This window comes from Dactylosporangium sp. NPDC049525 (assembly GCF_040676755.1).
Taxonomy (GTDB): Bacteria; Actinomycetota; Actinomycetes; order Mycobacteriales; family Micromonosporaceae; genus Dactylosporangium.
Map to the genome: position 1 here is coordinate 237,624 of NZ_JBFAPO010000004.1, position 17,277 is coordinate 254,900.

At 72.7% G+C, this 17,277-nt stretch carries 17 protein-coding genes; 4 read left to right on the forward strand and 13 right to left on the reverse strand.

Going from position 1 to position 17,277, the window contains the following annotated elements; all coding sequences use genetic code 11:
• Positions 1 to 2: 2 nt before the first annotated feature.
• The 9 genes from AB0K00_RS09895 to AB0K00_RS09935 are packed head-to-tail and all read right to left on the reverse strand — an operon-like array spanning position 3 to position 8,194.
• Entirely contained in the window at positions 3 to 830 is an 828-nt protein-coding gene (locus tag AB0K00_RS09895) for an ABC transporter ATP-binding protein (protein ID WP_363518141.1), read from the reverse strand.
• Positions 831 to 869: 39 nt separating this feature from the next.
• Positions 870 to 1,658: an SDR family oxidoreductase gene (locus AB0K00_RS09900; RefSeq protein WP_363518143.1), complete on the reverse strand. Its 789-nt coding sequence runs from the start codon at positions 1,656 to 1,658 to the stop codon at positions 870 to 872.
• Positions 1,649 to 2,272: an isochorismatase family cysteine hydrolase gene (locus AB0K00_RS09905; RefSeq protein WP_363518145.1), complete on the reverse strand. Its 624-nt coding sequence runs from the start codon at positions 2,270 to 2,272 to the stop codon at positions 1,649 to 1,651. Before AB0K00_RS09905 ends, AB0K00_RS09900 begins: the two co-directional genes overlap by 10 nt.
• Positions 2,269 to 3,324 carry a Gfo/Idh/MocA family oxidoreductase gene (locus AB0K00_RS09910; RefSeq protein WP_363518147.1) on the reverse strand — a complete coding sequence of 352 codons (1,056 nt, stop codon included), beginning with the start codon at positions 3,322 to 3,324 and terminating at the stop codon, positions 2,269 to 2,271. The genes AB0K00_RS09905 and AB0K00_RS09910 overlap by 4 nt, the downstream gene beginning before the upstream one ends.
• Entirely contained in the window at positions 3,321 to 4,217 is an 897-nt protein-coding gene (locus AB0K00_RS09915) for an amidohydrolase family protein (protein ID WP_363518149.1), read from the reverse strand. Before AB0K00_RS09915 ends, AB0K00_RS09910 begins: the two co-directional genes overlap by 4 nt.
• A gap of 4 nt (positions 4,218 to 4,221) precedes the next feature.
• On the reverse strand, positions 4,222 to 5,055 hold the full coding sequence (locus tag AB0K00_RS09920) for an enoyl-CoA hydratase/isomerase family protein (protein ID WP_363518151.1): 834 nt from the start codon (positions 5,053 to 5,055) through the stop codon (positions 4,222 to 4,224).
• Positions 5,052 to 6,230: an acyl-CoA dehydrogenase family protein gene (locus AB0K00_RS09925; RefSeq protein ID WP_363518153.1), complete on the reverse strand. Its 1,179-nt coding sequence runs from the start codon at positions 6,228 to 6,230 to the stop codon at positions 5,052 to 5,054. Before AB0K00_RS09925 ends, AB0K00_RS09920 begins: the two co-directional genes overlap by 4 nt.
• Positions 6,231 to 7,346, reverse strand: a complete 1,116-nt coding sequence (locus tag AB0K00_RS09930) for an acyl-CoA dehydrogenase family protein (protein WP_363518155.1) — start codon at positions 7,344 to 7,346, stop codon at positions 6,231 to 6,233.
• The gene (locus AB0K00_RS09935; protein ID WP_363518157.1) at positions 7,343 to 8,194 is read right to left on the reverse strand and encodes an enoyl-CoA hydratase/isomerase family protein; all 852 of its coding nucleotides are present in this window, start codon (positions 8,192 to 8,194) and stop codon (positions 7,343 to 7,345) included. The genes AB0K00_RS09930 and AB0K00_RS09935 overlap by 4 nt, the downstream gene beginning before the upstream one ends.
• A gap of 77 nt (positions 8,195 to 8,271) precedes the next feature.
• Here AB0K00_RS09935 and AB0K00_RS09940 point away from each other — a divergent pair, with 77 nt between their 5' ends.
• Genes AB0K00_RS09940 through AB0K00_RS09950 form a run of 3 tightly spaced genes read left to right on the forward strand, consistent with a single transcriptional unit; the run spans position 8,272 to position 13,576 of the window.
• A complete protein-coding gene (locus AB0K00_RS09940; protein WP_363518159.1) occupies positions 8,272 to 9,234 on the forward strand; it encodes a hypothetical protein in 963 nt (320 codons plus the stop codon).
• Positions 9,231 to 12,734, forward strand: coding sequence for an indolepyruvate ferredoxin oxidoreductase family protein (locus AB0K00_RS09945; protein ID WP_363518161.1), 3,504 nt, complete (start codon positions 9,231 to 9,233; stop codon positions 12,732 to 12,734). The genes AB0K00_RS09940 and AB0K00_RS09945 overlap by 4 nt, the downstream gene beginning before the upstream one ends.
• Entirely contained in the window at positions 12,731 to 13,576 is an 846-nt protein-coding gene (locus AB0K00_RS09950; RefSeq protein WP_363518163.1) for an FCD domain-containing protein, read from the forward strand. The genes AB0K00_RS09945 and AB0K00_RS09950 overlap by 4 nt, the downstream gene beginning before the upstream one ends.
• Here the strand turns inward: AB0K00_RS09950 and AB0K00_RS09955 are convergent.
• Positions 13,542 to 14,093 (reverse strand): hypothetical protein, encoded by a 552-nt coding sequence (locus AB0K00_RS09955; RefSeq protein ID WP_363518165.1) that lies wholly within the window; start codon positions 14,091 to 14,093, stop codon positions 13,542 to 13,544. The genes AB0K00_RS09950 and AB0K00_RS09955 overlap by 35 nt on opposite strands.
• A gap of 23 nt (positions 14,094 to 14,116) precedes the next feature.
• Between AB0K00_RS09955 and AB0K00_RS09960 the strand changes: the two genes are divergently transcribed.
• On the forward strand, positions 14,117 to 14,254 hold the full coding sequence (locus tag AB0K00_RS09960) for a hypothetical protein (RefSeq protein ID WP_363518167.1): 138 nt from the start codon (positions 14,117 to 14,119) through the stop codon (positions 14,252 to 14,254).
• A 99-nt stretch (positions 14,255 to 14,353) separates the two neighbouring features.
• Here the strand turns inward: AB0K00_RS09960 and AB0K00_RS09965 are convergent, their stop codons facing one another.
• The 3 genes from AB0K00_RS09965 to AB0K00_RS09975 all read right to left on the reverse strand — a co-directional run bounded on the left by AB0K00_RS09965 (position 14,354) and on the right by AB0K00_RS09975 (position 17,208).
• Positions 14,354 to 16,162: an effector-associated domain EAD1-containing protein gene (locus AB0K00_RS09965; protein WP_363518169.1), complete on the reverse strand. Its 1,809-nt coding sequence runs from the start codon at positions 16,160 to 16,162 to the stop codon at positions 14,354 to 14,356.
• Positions 16,159 to 16,773, reverse strand: coding sequence for a toll/interleukin-1 receptor domain-containing protein (locus AB0K00_RS09970; RefSeq protein ID WP_363518171.1), 615 nt, complete (start codon positions 16,771 to 16,773; stop codon positions 16,159 to 16,161). Before AB0K00_RS09970 ends, AB0K00_RS09965 begins: the two co-directional genes overlap by 4 nt.
• A 75-nt stretch (positions 16,774 to 16,848) precedes the next feature.
• On the reverse strand, positions 16,849 to 17,208 hold the full coding sequence (locus AB0K00_RS09975; RefSeq protein WP_363518173.1) for a hypothetical protein: 360 nt from the start codon (positions 17,206 to 17,208) through the stop codon (positions 16,849 to 16,851).
• Between the last annotated feature and the right edge of the window lie 69 nt (positions 17,209 to 17,277).

Here is a 17,277-nt window from a genome sequence, read left to right on the forward strand (position 1 = left end):
GGCTACTCCTCTCCCGCCGCGAGCGAGGCCTGGACCTCGTCGCGCAGCACGTCCCACACGTTCTGGTGCAGCTCCGCGAACTCGGGCGTGCGGCGCACGTCGCTGGCGCGGGGCCGCCCGAACGGCACGGTGATGTCACTGACCACCCGGCCGGGCCGGGCCGACACGACGACCACGCGGTCGCCGAGGACGAGCGCCTCCTCGAGGCTGTGGGTGACGAAGACGACGGTGCGCCGGTCCTCCTCCCAGACCTTGAGGAGCACCTCTTGCAGCACCACCCGCATCTGCGCGTCCACGGCAGCGAACGGCTCGTCCATGAGCAGGATCTGCGGTTGTACGGCGAGGGCCCGCGCGATCGATACCCGCTGCCGCATGCCGCCGGACAGCGTCGCCGGGTAGGCCTTCTCGAAGCCGGTCAGCCCGATCCGGCGGATCCATTCCATCGCCCGCTCGTTGGCCTCCCGCCGGGGGACCTTCGCCATCTCCAGGCCGAACCGCACGTTGGCGAGCACGGTCTTCCAGGGCAGCACCCCGTAGTCCTGGAAGACCATGGACGTGGCGGCCCGGCCGTCGTCCAGCCAGAGGTCCAGGGTGCCTGCGGTCGGTGGCAGCAGGCCGTTGACGATGCGCAGGAACGTCGACTTGCCGCAGCCGGACGGGCCGACCAGGCAGACGAACTCGCCGTCGGCCACCCGCAGGTCGAACGGGCCGAGGGCGTGCACGCGGCTCTTGCCGGAGATGAACTGCCGCTCCACGCCCGACGCGAGCAGCTTGGCGCCTGCGGGTGCCGTCGGCGGGGCGGCGGTCGCTTGCCGTGTCTGTGTGTCCACTGTGCTCCAGGTGTCCTCAGGGGCGGGCTGTCTGACGGGTCAGCCGAACCATTGGCCTGCGTTGACGTCGAGCGTCTGCCCGGTGACGCCGGCGGCGGCGGGCGAGCCGAGGAAGGCGGCCACGTCGGCCACCTCCCGGGCCGTCACGAACCGGCCCAGGCAGGTCGCGTCCTGCGCGGCCTGCCGGGCCTGGGCGGCGCTGGTGCCCTGCCGGGTGCCGGCGTCGGCGAAGAACGCCTCGAGGTTGTCCGACTCGATGTAGCCGGGCACCACGGCGTTGACCCGGACCGAGTGCGGGCCCAGTTCGCGGGCCAGGACCTGGACCAGGGTGAGCATCGCCGACTTCACCACGGCGTAGATGCCGGAGTCCGGGTAGGGCCGGCGCGCCGAGATGGAGCTGACCAGCACGACCGCCGCCGAGCGTCCCCGCATCAGCGGCAGCAGCTCGTACAGCAGGTTGGTGGCCGACAGGATGTTGCCGTCGACCGCCGCGTGCCAGTCGGCGGCGGTGCGGTCGCCGAGCGAGCCGAGCGGCGGCCGGGAGAACGCGTTGTGCACGAGGACGTCGACGGCGCCGTACCGCTCGCCGATGCGCTCGGCGGCCTCGGCGCAGCGGGCCCGGTCGGTGAGGTCGGCCGGCAGGCGCAGCGCGGCCCGGCCGGCCGCCTCGACCTCGCCGGCGACCTGCTCCAGGTAGCCGCCGTTGCGGGCCAGCAGGGCCAGGTCCGCGCCGGCCTCGGCGAAGGTCAGGGCGAGCTCGCGGCCCAGTCCCGGGCCGACGCCCGCGACGGCGGCAACGCGTCCGGTCCGGCTTCCGGTCAGGTCCATGCCGCCACCACCTCGTCCACTGTGGACAGCGTGGCCAGGTGGCGCAGGCTGTACCGGATCACGTGTGCGGCGTAGTCGGCCGGGACGCCGGCGACCGCGTCGACCGGCACCACCACGCGGTACCCCAGCCCCACCGCCTCCATCGAGGCGCCGAGGATGCCCATGTTCACCGACACGCCGACCAGGACGATCGTGCGCACGCCGAGGCCTCGCAGGGTCGCGTCGAGCTCGGTGCCGGTGAACGGGGTCACGCCGTGCAGCCGCTCGACGGTGACGTCGCCGTCCTCCGGCCCGATCTCCGCCAGCACCTGCGCGGACACCGAGCCGGTGCGCAGGTGCTCGGGCATGGCCGCGGCGCGCTCCAGGATCGGCGCGTTCGTCAGGCCCGGCCGGCCGCCGGCCCGGCGGGCGACGGTGGCGTGCACGACCGCGACCCCGGCGGGGCGGGCCGCGGTCAGCAGGCGGCGCACGTTGCCGACGCCACCGCCGGCCCGCAGCTGCTCGCCCAGCTCCGGCACCAGGCTCTCGGGGCCGACGATGCCGCGCTGCAGCTCCATCGTCACGACCGCGGTGCCGGCGGGGCGGACCACCGCGGGGTCGAGTGGCCGGCTCATGAGGCACCTCCGGGCTGGACGGTGACGGCGTTGCGCTGCTCGGCCGAGGCCTGGATCGCCTCGACGACCCGCAGCACGGCCAGGCCGTCGGCAAACGTGGCCGGGCGTTGCTCGCCGGTGCTGCCGTCTTCGAGGCGGCGGTACAGCCAGCCGGCGAGACCGGTGTAGGCGGCGATCTCGGCCGCGGTCCACGGGCGGCTGCTGTCGGATGCGTCCGGTGGCGCCGGTGCGGCGCTCAGGTCCTGGGTCCCGTCGGCGGTCTCGAGGCGGGCTCGACCGTCCACGATGGACACGGTGCCGGCGGTGCCGGCCACCCGGGTCACCTCGACCGGCGCGCCCCAGACCGCCGCGCACTCCTGGATGATCCCGACGACGCCGGACGCGGTGCGCAGCAGCACGCCGTAGCCGTCGTCGGCGCCGCCGCCGGGGCGCGGCACCGCCTGGCCCAGCGTGGCCGACACCTCGGCGATCGGGCCGAGCCACAGGTGCAGCTGGTCCAGCAGGTGGGTGCCGTTCGCGCGCAGCCACCCGCCGCCCCGGGCCGGGTCGAACCACCAGCCGGGCGCGCCCGCGCCGGCGTCGGCGAGGATCGGGTAGGACCGCACGACCGTGACCGTGTGCGGCCGGCCGATGCGGCCACCGGCGATCGCCGCGCGGACCGCCTCGACCGCGGGGTCCCAGCGGAACTCGGTGCCGACCAGCGCGACGACGCCCGCCGCGTCGGCCGCCTTCGTCATCGCCTCGGCCTGCTCGACCGACAGCGCGAGGGGCTTCTCGCAGATGACGTGCCGCCCGGCCGCGACGGCCAGCCCGGCGAGATCGGCGTGCGTGTCGGGGGGTGTGGCGATGGTGACGACCTCGGCGTCGGTGGCCAGCAACGCGGCCTGGAGGGAGTCGAACCCGGCCGGCACGCCGACCCGCGCGGCCCGCCGGGTGGTCCGCTCGGCGTCCTGACCGACCAGCGCGGCCACCTCGAACCCGGCCGCCCGCAGCGCCGGCACGTGCACCCGCAGCCCGAATCCGGTACCGACGACAATCGCCCGGCGGGTCATGCTGCCGTCCCGCGGTCGGCGCGGTCCAGGCCCAGCACGCGCTGCGCGTTGGTGCGCAGGAACTTCTCCCACACGTCGTCGTGCAGCGGCAGGTCGTCCAGCTCGGTGAAGATACGCTCCAGGGACAGGCCCATCGGGAAATAGCCGGCGTAGAGGACCTTGTCCGCGCCGCGGGTGTTGGCGAAGTCCAGGATCTGCCGCGGGTAGTACTTCGGCGCGAACGCGCTGGTCGAGTAGTACAGGTTGGGCCACTTCAGCAGCAGCTTCACGGCCAGGTCGACCCACGGTTCGCAGCCGTGCCGGGTGACGAAACGCAGCTCAGGGAAGTACCAGCAGACCTCGTCGATGAGGGCGACCTCCTGGGCCGCGAACGGGATCCGGGGCCCGGGCACGCCGGCGCAGACGAAGATCGGGATGTCCAGGTCGACGCAGGCGGCATACAGCGGGTAGAACCGCTTGTCGTTGATCGGCACCGGCGGGTTGAGACCGCTGGGCATCGCGCTCGCCGCAACCACGCCGAGCTCCTCGACCGCCCGGCGCAGCGCCCGTACGCCCTCCATCCCGGCGTTGGGGTCGACGGGGAACGCCCCGAGGAACCGCTGCGGGTGGTCCTTGAGCGCGGCGACGGCGAGCTCGTCGTCGAAGCTGACGGTGATCATGCCGCGCTCGACGCCGAAGCGGTCCATCTCGGCCAGCACGGCCGCCGCGCCGTCGGCGCTGAACCGCTGGTCCGGCAGGCTCTTGTACATGTACTCGGCGGGGAACCGGTAGGTCTCGCGGCTCTCCTGGTCGCGCAGCTGGGTGCCGAGGAACCGGCGCCAGCTGTCGTCGCCGGGTCCTTTCGGGATCCCCATCATCAGGTCGATCACGCCGATGTCGGTGGGCCTGGGCATCGCGTCACCACCCCCGGAAGACCGGGTCGCGCTTCTCCGCGAAGCTGCGCAGCCCTTCGGCGCTGTCCTCGGTCCACACGTTCATCGCCACCGCCATCTCCTCCTGGTGGAACGCCGAGACCCGGTCCGAGTCCAGCGACTGGTTCAGCAGGCGCTTCGCCAGGCCGATCGCGACGGTCGGCCCGGCCGCGAACCGGGCCGCGAGCGCATCGGCGGCGGCCGGCAGGTCGTCGGGCTCGACCACCTGGTGCACGATGCCGAGACGTTCGGCGTCGGTGACGCTCAGGTCGCCGCCGAGCAGCAGCAGCCGCTTCGCCAGGTGCAGCCCGAGGATGCGGGGCAGCAGGTACGCCGCCGCGGCGTCCGGCACGATCCCGCGGGTGATGAACAGCTCGGCGAACCGGGCGTTGGTCGAGGCGATGACGACGTCGGCGGCGAGGGCGAGCTGGGCGCCCATGCCGGCGGCCACCCCGTTGACCGCGGCGATGACCGGCTTGGGGCAGTCGAGGACCGCGGCGATGAGGGCCTGGGCGCTGCGGACCGCGGGCCCGGTGGCGCCGACCACCCGGTCCGGCCGGCCGTCGGCGGGCGGAGCGGGCTTCGGCAGGCCGAGGTCGCCACCGGCGCAGAAGGCCCGGCCGACCGCGGAGAGCACGACCGCCCGCACCTCGACCGCCGCGCCGGCCTCGGCCAGCAGCGAGATCAGCCGTTCGCGCTGCGGCGGGCCGAGCGCGTTGCGCCGCTCGGGCCGGTCGAACACGATCCGGGCCACCCCGCCCTCGACGGTGCAGCGCACCTGTTGCGTCACGTCGTGCTCGGCTGCACGGCCGGCGGTCACGACGCGGCTCGCCGGGCGGTGGCACGGGGCAGACCCAGGTGCCGTTCGGCGATGATGCCGCGCTGGATCTCGCTGGTACCGGCATAGATGGTGGTCACGACCGAGTGCCGGAACTCGTGCTCGATCCAGCCGTCGGCGGGGGCGCCGGTGCCGTGCCCGGCGAGGAGCCCGTCGGCGCCGACGACGTCCATCAGGGACGCCGCGGCCCGCATGAGCGCCTCGGAGCTGAACAGCTTCGCCAGGGAACCCTCGGTGTGCGGCAGGACGTCGCGTGAGGTCAGCCAGGTCATCCGGTTCCCCATGAGGCGGCTCACCTCGAGGTCGGTGTACGCCAGGGCCAGGCAGGCGCGCACCTCGGGCCGCTCGATCGGCGGCGACCCGTCCGGGCCGGGCGTGCGGGCCCAGCGCAGTGCGCGGCCCAGCAGGTGCAGCAGGTGCCCGGCCGCGGCCGGCTGCCGCTCGAAGGCGAGCGCCACCATCATGACGTCCCAGCCGCCGTCGACCTCGCCGACCCGGGCGCTGTCCGGGACGCGGACCCGGTCGTAGAACGTGGCGTTGGTGCGTTCCCCGCCGAGCGTGTGCACCGGGCGGACCTGGACCCCGCCGGCGTCCAGCGGCACCAGGAACATGGTCAGGCCCCGGTGCTTGGGCACGTCAGGGTTGGTGCGGGCGAGCAGGAAGACGTAGCTCGCCTCGTGCGCCATCGTGGTGAACATCTTCTGCCCGTCGATGACCCAGTCGTCGCCGTCGCGGGTGGCCCGGGTGCGGGCCGCGGCCACGTCGGAGCCCGAGTCCGGCTCCGAGTAGCCCAGGCACAGCAGGATCTCGCCGCCGAGGATGGCCGGGATGACCTCGTGCCGCTGCTGCGGCGTACCGACGATCTGCAGCGTCTTGGCCACCAGTTCGGCGATCAGCCAGCCCTCGATCGGGATGCCGGCCCGGGCGAACTCCTCGTTGAGCGTGGCCATCTCGAACGGGTCCCGGCCCTGCCCGCCCTGCTCGACCGGCCAGGCCGCCTTCAGCCAGCCGCGCCCGGCCATCGCCCGGTGCACGTCCCAGCTGTGCAGCGTGCCGGTGTCGTGCACGGCCGCCGACGTCTGCGGTGGCAGCCCGGCCAGGAACTGCCGGACCTCGTCGCGGAAGCGCAGCTGCGCCGCGGAGAGCTCGAAGTCCATCTACCGCCGCCCTGTGTCTGTGTCTGTGTCTGTGCCGGAGTCGGTGTCGGCCAGCGCGAGCGCGACGACGGCGTCGACGGCCGCGGGCTCGCCGCCGCTGAGCAGGCTCAGTGCCTTGGCCCGGCGGAAGTACAGCTGGATGTCGTATTCGAGGGTGTAGCCGTAGCCGCCGTGCGCGTGCAGGCTGCGGTCGGTGGCCTGGCGGGCGGCCCGGCCGGCGAACGCGACGGCCATCGCGGCCAGGCCGTGCCGGCGGGGGTTGCCGGTGTCGGCGGCCCAGGCCGCCTCCTGGACCAGCAGCTGCGCGCCGTCGACGAGGGCGGCGGCGTCGGCCAGCTGGTGGGCGAGGGCCTGGAAGGCGCCGATCGGCTGGCCGAACTGGTGGCGGGTCTTCGCGTACTGCACGCCGAGGTGCAGCCCGGCGGCGGCGACACCGGCGAGGGTGGCCGCGGTGAGGATCTGCCAGTCGGCCCGGGCCTCGGCGAAGGCCGTCGCCGCCGCCGGTCCCTCGGCGAGGACGGTCGCGCCGGTGAGGTCGGCGTGGCCGATCGCCAGCGCGGCGAGGGTCTGCTTCGGCCGTTCGACGTCGTGGCCGGGCCCGGCGATGACGATCCGGCCCCCGGCACCGTCGTGCCGGCGCCCGTCCTGCGCCCCGTTCCGGCCGCCGTCCGGGCTTCGGTCCGGGCTTCCGTCGGGGCTTCCGTCCGGGCTGCCGTCCCATGCGATCACGCGGTCGGCGACGGCGGCCCACGGGACGGTCCGGGCGACCCCGGCCATGGCCGGGCGGGGGGAGAAGGTGACCAGGTCGTCGCCGGCGGCGACGCCGAGGCGGTCCAGCAGCCGGGTCGCGACCAGGGTCTCCACCAGCGGCGCCGAGGCGAGGCAGGCGCCGGCGTCCTGGGCGGCGACGACCAGCTCGGCCAGCCGGGCCGGGGTGCCGTCGCGGGAGCCGGCCAGGTGCGGGAAGCCGAACCCGCCGAGCACGGCCCACAGCGCCGGGTCGAAGCCCAGCGGCTCGGCCGCCCGGACCCGGGCCGGCGTCGAGTGGTCGGCGAACAGGGCGGTCAGGCCCGCGCGGAGGTCGAGCTGCTCGCTGGAGAGGGCGAAGTCCATCATCGCAGCCGCCACTTCGGCCGGCCGCCGGCGCGGAACGCCTCCTGGCCGGCGGCGAGGGCGGCCGGATCGGTGCCGGCGGCGACGAGCGCGTGCGCGACGCCGAGCGCCTGGCCGGGCGCCATCTCCGAGCCGATCCAGATGGCCCGCAGGGTGGCCTGGACCGCGAGCGGCGGCAGCGCGGCGATGGTGCCGGCGACCGCCGCCGCCGCCGCGCGCAGCTGGTCGCCGGGCACCACCTCGGACACCAGGCCGATCTCCAGCGCGCGCCGGGCGGACATCCGCTCGGCCGAACCGAGCAGGGTCAGCCGCAGCACCTCGCCCAGCGGCATGCGGCGCAGCAGGTGCAGCGGCTCGAACACGGCGGGCATGCCGAACGTGGTGTGCGGGTCGAAGAACGTGGCGGTGTCCGCGGCGATGATGATGTCGGCCTCGCCGAGCAGGTAGAACGCGCCGCCGCAGGCGATGCCGTTGACCGCGGCGATGACCGGCTTCCACAGCCCGCACGACTTGGGGCCGAGGAAGTCGCCGACATCGGCGCGCAGGAACGGGCTGCTCGCCTTCAACAGCCGGGCCGACTCGTCATCGGCGGCCGCGTCATCAGTGGGGTCGCCGGCGGGGTCGAGGCCGGAGCGGTCGTAGCCGGTGCAGAACGCCTTCTCGCCGGCTCCGGTGACGACCACGGCCCGCACCTCGTCGTCGAGGCGCAGCCGTGCCCACAGGGCGGCCAGCTCGCGCAGCATCGTCTCGTTGAACGAGTTCAACACCTCGGGGCGGTTGAGCTCGACCCACGCGACGCCGGCGTCGATGGCGACCCGCACTGTCGTGGGTTCCGCATCTTCGCTGGTCATCAAGTGTGTGTTGTGCATCACAGGCCGAAGGTTATAAGGTTATATCCTTAGCGTCAAGGGTGGCCGGGGAGGGCGACGTGACCGCAGGTCGGCAGGATCGGGTGTGCACCGAAGAAGAGCTCCGGGAGCTGTCCACGTCGCCCCGGGACCGCGTGCTCGCCGCATCGAGGTCCACTGTGGACGACCTCCGGGGGCACCTCGCGATCCTCGAACGGGAGCACCGGGGCCAGCGCGAGCGCTACCTCGACTGGGTCGCCACCATCCTCGACACCGCCGCCGAACGGCACGGCCGGGACGGCCTGCGCCTGCTGACCACCCGTACCCTGGCCTTCTTCGCCGCCTACCCGGGTGTCGACCCGGTCCGCGACGAGGTGCCGGCGCCGATGGCCGACGACGTCGCCGCGGCCGTCGCCCGCGGCGACACCGGTGGCGCGCTCGCGCTCTTCGACGACCGGGAGGCCGCCTGGCGTTGCGTCATCGACGTGCTGCGCGACTGGCTGTCCGCGCTGCTGTCACAGGTGCACGCCAGTTACGGCCCGGACGAGCTGGAGGCGTTCCACCGCCGCCGCGGCGAGGACGCCCTGCGTGGCCTCATGCGCGACATCGACCGCCCCGCGGCCGAGCGCCTGGCGAACCTCGTACACCTGCTGCAGGGCCACTTCACCGAGCTTGCGGTCACCGAGGACGACGAGAAGTTCACGATCGTGCAGGACCCCTGCGGCACCTGCGCCCGCCAGGTCACCGACGGCCGGTTCGCCGCCGGGCTCGGGCTCGCGCTCGTCACCGACCCGCACCCGGTCACCTGGGGCGGCCGGCCGACCACCATTTACCGCACCCACGTGCCGATCTGGCACGTCGAGATGGCCCGCGAGCGCCTCGGCGCGCCGTGGCCGGTGAACCTCTGTCCGGCCGGTCTCGACCCCGGCACCTGCACGATCCTGCTCTACAAGGATCCGCGCGACCCGTCCGCCGTGACCCGGCTGCCCACGGCCGCCGACGCGTCCGCCATCCCCGCAACGAAGGGCTCAGGAACCCCATGACCGACGTGGTGACCACGCCGCCGGCCGGCCGGCAGCCCACCGGGTACCAACTGACGGACCGCTACGACGCCGACGACGGCACCGTCGTGCTCACCGGCACCCAGGCGATCACCCGGATCCTGCTGGACCGGCACCGCCTGGACCGGGCCGCCGGGCTGCGCACCGGCGGGCTCGCTTCCGGGTACCCCGGATCGCCCCTCGGCGGACTGGACCTCACCCTGCACCGGGCCGCCGCGACCCTGGCCGCCGAGGACATCCGGCACGTGCCCGGCGTCAACGAGGAGCTCGCCGCCGCCGTCGTGTTCGGCACCCAGCAGCCGTCCCCCGGCGGGTTCCGCGACGGGCTGCAGGGCGTGTTCGGCCTCTGGTACGGCAAGGCCCCGGGCGTGGACCGGTGCGGCGACGCGTTCAAACACGCCAACCAGTTCGGCGTGCACCCGCTCGGCGGGGTCCTCGCGGTGGCCGGCGACGACCCGGCGGCCAAGTCCTCGTCGCTGCCGAACCAGAGCGAGACCGCCTTCTACGACGCCCTGATGCCCGTGCTGGTGCCCGGATCCGTCCAGGAACTGCTCGACTTCGGCGTGACCGGCCTGGAGCTGTCGCGGTACTGCGGCTGCTGGGTCGGCCTGAAGGTGGTCACCAGCGTCGCCGACTCGGTCGGCTCGGTGCGCCTGGACCCCGGCCGGCTGTCGCTGCAGCACCCGGCGCTGGAGATCGACGGCGAACCCTGGCAGCACCGGCAGCGCATCCAACTGGTCCCCACCATCCTCGTCGACCGGGAGCGGGACCTGCTCGAACGCCGGCACGTCGCGGCCGTCGCGTTCGCCGCCGCCAACAACCTCAACGTCATCGACGGCGCGCAGGACGGCGCCCGGATCGGCATCGTCGCGGCCGGCAAGACCTACTACGACGTCCGGCAGGCCCTCACCGACCTCGGCCTGGACGACGACGGCCTGCGCGAGCAGGGTGTGCGGCTGCTGAAGCTCGGCATGATCTACCCGCTGGACCGTGCCGTGGTGGAGCGGTTCGCCGAAGGGCTGCAGCACATCGTGGTGGTGGAGGAGAAACGCGACTTCATCGAGTCCGCCGTCCGCAACGCGCTGTACCCCACCCCGCACCGGCCGACCGTGGTGGGCAAACGCGACCGCGCCGGCCGGCTGCTCGTGCCGGCCCACGGCGAGCTCGGCCCCGACCAGCTCAAGCCGATCCTGCGGCGCGAGCTCGGCCTGCCCGAGCCCGCCCCGGCCCGCCCCGCGGCGAAGGGCCCGATCCTGCTGCCGCTGCTGGGCCGGGCACCGGCCTACTGCAGCGGCTGCCCGCACAACCGGTCCACCGTCCTGCCCGACGGCGCGGTCGTCGGCGGCGGCGTCGGCTGCCACGGCATGTCCTACTTCGACCCCCGCATCGCCGGCAACGAGAAACTGCCGGTGGTCCCGATGGGCTCCGAAGGGGTGCCGTGGATCGGCATGGCCCCGTTCTCGCAGACCGGGCACATCTTCCAGAACCTCGGCGACGGCACCTACTCCCACTCCGGCCTGCTCGCGGTCCGCGCCTGCATCGCCGCCGGCGTGAACATCACCTTCAAGATCCTGTTCAACGGCTACGTCGCGATGACCGGCGGCCAGCAGATCGCCGGCGGCATGTCGGTGCCCGCGCTGACCCGGGAACTCGCCGCCGAGGGGGTCAGCCGGATCATCGTGTGCGCCGAGGACACCGGCCGGTACCGCGGCGTGCGCGACCTCGCCGACGGCGTCACCGTGCTGCCACGCGAGGAGATCCTCACCGCGCAGGAACGCCTCAGCACGATCGAGGGCGTCACCGTGCTCATCTACGACCAGGTCTGCGCGGCCGAGGCCCGGCGGATGCGCCGCTCCGGCAAGCTGCCCACCCCCGACCGTAGGGTGGTCATCAACGAGCTGGTCTGCGAAGGCTGCGGCGACTGCGGGGTGAAGAGCAACTGCCTGTCCGTCCAGCCGGTCGACACCGAACTCGGCCGCAAGACCCAGATCCACCAGACCTCGTGCAACTCCGACTTCAGCTGCCTGGACGGCGACTGCCCGTCGTTCGTCACGGTCCGCACCGTCCCGGCCGCCCGCCCACGGCTGCCCCGGCCGCGGCCCCGCACCGCGGGCGAGGTGCCCGCCGAACCGGCGGCGAAAGCGGCGCTCGGCGACCGCGCCTACGGCGTCTACCTGGTCGGCATCGGCGGCACCGGCGTGGTCACGGTGAACCAGATCCTGGCCACCGCGGCGCTGCTCGACGGGCGGTACACCGCCGGCCTCGACCAGACCGGGATGAGCCAGAAGGCCGGAGCGGTGGTGTCCCACCTGCAGATCAGCGCCACCCCGGTCGACGACCGCACCGCCGCGGTCAGCGCCGGCCAGGCCGACCTCTACCTGGTGTTCGACCTGCTCAGCGGGGCGGCACCGCAGCACCTGGCGCGCACCGACCCGCAGCGCACGGTGTCGGTCGTCGCGTCCTCGATCACCCCGACCGCGGCCGTGGTCACCAACATCGCCACCACCCTGCCGCCGGCCGGTGAGCTGCTGGACCGCATCCGGGACGCGGCCGGGCGCACCACCGCCATCGACGCGGCCCAGCTCAGCCGCAGCCTGTTCGGCGACGAGACCACCGCCAACATCCTGCTGCTCGGCGTGGCGTACCAGACCGGCGCGGTGCCCCTCGCCGCCGCGTCGATCGAAGAGGCGATCCGGCTCAACGGCGTCGCCGTCGAGCAGAACATCGAGGCGTTCCGGGCCGGCCGCCGGCACGTGCTCGCCCCGGTCACGCTCGACGAACCCGCCGCAGCCACCCGGCTGGGTGCCGCCGGCCTCGACCCGACCCCCGGCGCGCTGTCGGCCGCCCGTCGGCTCCTCGACGCGGCCGCGCTCCCGGCCTCGGTGCGCGAGGTCGCCGAACCACGCGCCGCCGACCTGGTCGACTACCAGAACGCCCGGCTCGCTGGCCGCTACGTCGACACGGTCCGGCGGGTCGTGGCCGCCGAGGCCGGCCGGTCCGGCACGGACACGGTGTCCGTGGAGTTCGCCCGGTACCTGTACAAACTGCTGGCCTACAAGGACGAGTACGAGGTCGCCCGGCTGCACCTGAAGGTCGACATCGGCGCGCAGGCCGCACCCGACGGCACCCGGGCCCAGGTGCGCTATCACATCCACCCGCCGTTCCTGCGGGCACTCGGCCTGCGGCACAAGCTTGCGCTGGGCGCCTGGATCCGGCCCGCGTTCGCGGTGTTGCGAGCGATGCGGTCGGTACGCGGCACCGCGTTCGACCCGTTCGGCCTGGCCGAGGTCCGCCGGGTGGAACGCGCCCTGCCGCAGGAGTACACCACCGCGGTGCTCGCCGCGCTGGACGCCGACGACCTCGACCGCTGCCTGGCGGTGGCGCGGGCACCAGATCTGGTCCGCGGATATGAGACCATCAAGCTCGCCAATGTGACCCGGTTCCGGGCGATCCTGGCGCGACCCTCCCAGGTGGACGGATGAAAGAGGCGAAGATCATGACGGACCCCGCCCCCGGCCGGGCCGTGCAGCAGCGCGAAGGCGGCACGAAAGGCCCGCTGCTCACGCGACGCCGGGTCGGTGAGCGCCTCGCCGACGAGCTGCGCGACCGGATTCTGCGCGGCGAGCTCACCACGGAGAACGGGCTGCTGAAGCAGGACGACCTGTTCGAGGAGTTCCGCGTCAGCATGCCGTCGGTCCGTGAGGCCATGCGCACCCTGGAGACCGAGGGCCTCATCACCATCCGCCGCGGCAACCGCGGCGGCGCCGAGGTGCACCCGCCCCAGCTCGAACGGGCCGGCTACGTCTTCGGCCTGGTCCTGCAGTCCCGCGACGTCAGCGTCCACGACCTCGGCCTGGCCGTGCGCCGCCTCGACCCGGTCTGCGCTGAGATGTGCGCGACCAGACCGGACCGCCTGGAGACGGTCGTGCCCGCCCTCCGCGAGATCCAGCAGCGCACCGAGGAGAGCCTCGGCGACTTCGCCAAGTTCGTGGCCTGCATGAAGGAGTTCCACGAGGCGCTGGTGCGCAACTGCGGCAACCAGACCTTCGAGCTGCTGGCCGGCATGCTGGAAGGACTCTGGTACGCCCACGAGGAGGAATGGGCCGCCCGCACGGTGATCGAGGGCGGCATCCCCGGCGACGCCGCCACCCGCCGCAGCCTCAACAGCCACGCCGAGCTGATCCAGGCCATCGAACAGGGCGACGGCCCAGGCGCCGCCATCCTGGCCCGCCGCCACCAGGAGGACACCCAACCCCAGGCCAACCTCGGCGACGAACCCTCCGTGGTGGTCAACGCCCAGCTGATCCGCCCGCCGGACTACTGACCCCGTCGTTCTCCGACCAGCGCCCGCCCGCGTCGTCGCCCCGGGTGCGGACCTCGCCATCCTGTCGCCGCTCGGCCGACCCGCCCCTGCGTGCGGTCAGCCTGCTGACCGCCGTCCTGGCTGCCGTGCGCCGCCCGTCCACGACCGCGGTGTGGTCCAGGCGGGCGAGCAGGCGAGCGTTCTCGCGGCGGTGGAGGCCGTGGCGTTGACTGCGTTGGTGGTGTGACGGCAGACCACGGTGTTCCGCGAGAACGACCAGCAGCAGTGTGTCGACAGCAGCCACCGCGACGTAGGGGAGGTTGCTCGACGGCCGGGCGCTCGTCTGACGTCGCCGGCCCGGCGCGGTGGGCGCCTGCCACTGCCGTTTCGCCGCCGCCGTCGCGCAGATCATCACCAGGGGGTTGGTGATCTGGGGCAGCCCCAGGTGCGGCTCGTCCATGATGAACCGTTGCAGGAAGCCGCTGAGTGCGCCGGCGACCATGCCTGCGGCGAACAGGTGCAACGCACCGCGCGCCACGAACCTGTGCCCGGAGCTGCAGGATGGACGACGAGCAGGCTTCGGGTGATGTCGGCGGCCAGGACCACGAGCTCGCCGGTGTTGATGCGCACATCTGCTGGCGCGACGGCGCCACCGGTGCGCTGGGCGCCCTGGCCGGGGATGTGAACCCCCACCCATAGTCCGCAAACTCGACGGCGTCGAACAGATCCCCCTGCTCAAGAAGCTCGGCCGCGCCGTCGGCGCTCAGATCGACCTCGACACCCGCTTTGCCGGCTTCTTTACCTGAACGTCTCCTCCAACTGCCGAAGCACAGGGTTGTAGGGGTAGATCCTCAGTGCGGCCTGCACCAGCAGTCGCACGCCGTCGTCGATGAGCCCGTTTTCCAGGTCGTCGAGGATCGACTCCCAGAACAGCTTCGGGGTGGAGTACGCAGCGAAGCGTGGCATACGCTCGGGCGGGAAATCGATGCTGGCGAGCAGAATCCGAGCTTCGTGTGCATCGGAAAAAATGTTGGAAAGTTCCATGAGAAGGGTTTGAGTTTCGTGAGGTCCTAGTCCAATCCTCGGAACCGGCTCGGCCAGCAACCTCAATCGTTCGTCGGGGAACAGTGCGTCGACGCGATGCAGCGTTATTGCTGCCCCATCGCCGTCGTTGCTGGTCGAAACGATCATGCCGACCACGGCGTCGTGTTCCGGTGACCACAATGGCGCACCTTGGAACCCGTCGGTGACGCCGCGCCGCGAGGTGGGATCCACCTGCACCACGCCGAACGTCAAAGTAGCCACGATCGTGCCGTAGGCGGGCGTGCCGTGTGGACCAGAGTTGCGGGGGATGCCGAAGGTCCACCAGCGGTGCCCGATCAGAGCCACCGGCTCCACGAAACTGAGTCGAGGTAGCCTCACTGCCGTCGGAATCGGGTCGCTCAGGACCAGCACGGTGGCGCCAGCGTCACGTGCACGCCTGGTTGTCCTTGCCTCGGCGATTCGGACGGGCTCATCGAGTCCGGCCTTCACGAACCGCACTGCGAAGCCCTGCGTGTTCACACCCATGCCAATGGGCACCAGCACTCGGTGGCGATCCAGTGCGAATGCCATGCAGACAAAGTCGTCCTGGTAATACACGGCCGCGATCCAGGAATCGTCCGCCGGTCCGAGCAGGGCCGCTGGCGGGGTAGTGAGCGGAGGTTTCGTGGGGGCGATGCTGGAGATGTCCTGGAGCCGGGTGTCAATGAGGTGCGCCACGGTGTCAAGGGCATAGCCGAGGGAGTCGGGGTCGGTCACGCCCTGCAGGAGGACGGCGAGCTTCTCGCCGAAACCGAAGTAGGCGACGTACGGGAGCTTGGTGCGCTCCAGCGCAACCCTCGGGTCGACGTGGCGTGGGAGCCAGTCGGCGTAGAACTCGCCGAACCGCTGGGCGGCGATGCTCAGCCACTCGTTGACGAACTCCAGCTCGGTCCGGCTGTCGAAGCGGGACAGCAGCGGCAGCACCAGCGCCGGCGGCCGGTCATAGGCGAGCGCCTGGCGGCCGGCCTGGGCGCGGCGCAGGACGTCAACGACGCCGTCGACATTCTGACGGTTCGCGACGAACACCGGCACGATGAGATCGGGCAGGGCGATGAGACAGACCCCGCCGATGTCCGTGATACCGGTCCGGCTGTCGACCAGCACGAAGTCGTACTCGGTGAGCCAGTCGTTGCGCAGTTCCTCGAAGTACCGCCCGCCGCCGTGCAGGTCGAAGAACGCGGACCAGTCGAAGGCCAGGACCCGGGCCGGATAGTCCGGGTCCTGCCGGCCGGTGGTCATGATCGACACCGACTCCACCCCCACGCGGATCCGGGTGGTGTAGTCGTGCCAGTCCGGCGGGTCGGAGCGGGGCCGGACGACGTGGTCCTGCAGCAGGTCGAGCAGGCCGGGCCGGCTGTCGAGACCGGAGTAGCTGTCGGCGAAGTACCGCCAGACACCCGGCGCCTCGAGGTCGAAGTCCACGACCAGGACCCGCCGGCCGGCCTTCGCCAGCAGCACCGCGATGTTGACCAGCGCCATCGTCCGGCCGGTGCCACCCTTGTACGAGTAGAACGTGACGATCATGCCGGGTCCCCTCCGAGGCTGGGGACGGTCCGCTGCAGCGTGCGCTTGCGGTGCAACTTGATGAACTCCTCGGTGGCGAGCCCGCGCCACCCGGTGTCATGCTCAGGCGCCTGGCGCAGCGCGCTCGCCACGTGCGACGCCAGGACGCGGACCCGGTTCGACAGCTCCTCGGCCGTCGAGCTGCCCGCTGCCAGCCAGGGGTTCGCGTACTGCTGGATGTCGTAACGCTGGATCGAACGCAGCTCCGCCGGCAGATCCTCGCCGTCGTGGATCACCGCGGCGAGCACCAGCGGCAGCGGCACCGGCCGCCCGTTGCCGACCGCATCCCGCCGGGCCAGCATGTGGCCGAGTTCGGCCAGGCACCACTCGCTGCTGAAGTACTCCCGCGACCACAGACACAGCAGCACCTTCGACCCGGCGATCCCGTCAGCAAGCCTGTGCGGCCAAGAATCGCCGGTCTCGATGACGTCGGCGTCGAAGAAGATCCGCGGCGCCGCGTCCAGCTCGGCCCCGAGCCAATGCCGGAACATCGGCAGAAACGTCTCGCCCACGAACCTCGGCCAGGCGTTCGCCCGCCGGTAACTAACGAACACGTCGTACGAATACGGCACAGGCGATCCCGGAGGGAGGAGGCGTCGGGCAAGGGCTGAGTGTAACGGCAGGTTCACGCTCCAGAGCCGGACGGGTCAGGGTCGAGTGAGGCGGACGATCTGGAGGCCGAATCCGGCGAGGTCGTCCCAGAGGACCATGGTCGCGGTGCTGCCGATCGCGTGGCCCTTGGCCAGCTCGCGACGCAGGTACTGGTGATGGGTGAGCTGGGGCCAGGCATTCGTGGATGTCCTCGTGGATGCGGTCCGTGCCGCCGGGACCGTGCCCGACGACCAGGTCGCCGACCGCACCGGATGCAGCCGGCCCTCGACGTCGTCCAGGAGGCTGCCGGCGCTGCTGTCAAGGACGCCGGCGAGACCGGCGAGCCGGTCCAGCCGCAGCACGACCGATCGTGCGCCGCCACACCACAGCGGCGCAATGGTGAGCGCGGCGCGCACCGACTCCGTCTCGGCCTGGAAGCAGAAGTAGATGCGATGGGGAGGTGGTGTGGGCGCGGTGGCGAAAGC

Bases quoted from the DNA above. Each gene is read 5' to 3' on its own strand.
- AB0K00_RS09900 (WP_363518143.1), bottom strand. From the start codon at position 1,658: ATGGACCTGACCGGAAGCCGGACCGGACGCGTTGCCGCCGTCGCGGGC.
- AB0K00_RS09905 (WP_363518145.1), bottom strand. From the start codon at position 2,272: ATGAGCCGGCCACTCGACCCCGCGGTGGTCCGCCCCGCCGGCACCGCG.
- AB0K00_RS09910 (WP_363518147.1), bottom strand. From the start codon at position 3,324: ATGACCCGCCGGGCGATTGTCGTCGGTACCGGATTCGGGCTGCGGGTG.
- AB0K00_RS09915 (WP_363518149.1), bottom strand. From the start codon at position 4,217: ATGCCCAGGCCCACCGACATCGGCGTGATCGACCTGATGATGGGGATC.
- AB0K00_RS09925 (WP_363518153.1), bottom strand. From the start codon at position 6,230: ATGGACTTCGAGCTCTCCGCGGCGCAGCTGCGCTTCCGCGACGAGGTC.
- AB0K00_RS09930 (WP_363518155.1), bottom strand. From the start codon at position 7,346: ATGATGGACTTCGCCCTCTCCAGCGAGCAGCTCGACCTCCGCGCGGGC.
- AB0K00_RS09935 (WP_363518157.1), bottom strand. From the start codon at position 8,194: ATGACCAGCGAAGATGCGGAACCCACGACAGTGCGGGTCGCCATCGAC.
- AB0K00_RS09945 (WP_363518161.1), top strand. From the start codon at position 9,231: ATGACCGACGTGGTGACCACGCCGCCGGCCGGCCGGCAGCCCACCGGG.
- AB0K00_RS09950 (WP_363518163.1), top strand. From the start codon at position 12,731: ATGAAAGAGGCGAAGATCATGACGGACCCCGCCCCCGGCCGGGCCGTG.
- AB0K00_RS09960 (WP_363518167.1), top strand. From the start codon at position 14,117: ATGGACGACGAGCAGGCTTCGGGTGATGTCGGCGGCCAGGACCACGAG.
- AB0K00_RS09965 (WP_363518169.1), bottom strand. From the start codon at position 16,162: ATGATCGTCACGTTCTACTCGTACAAGGGTGGCACCGGCCGGACGATG.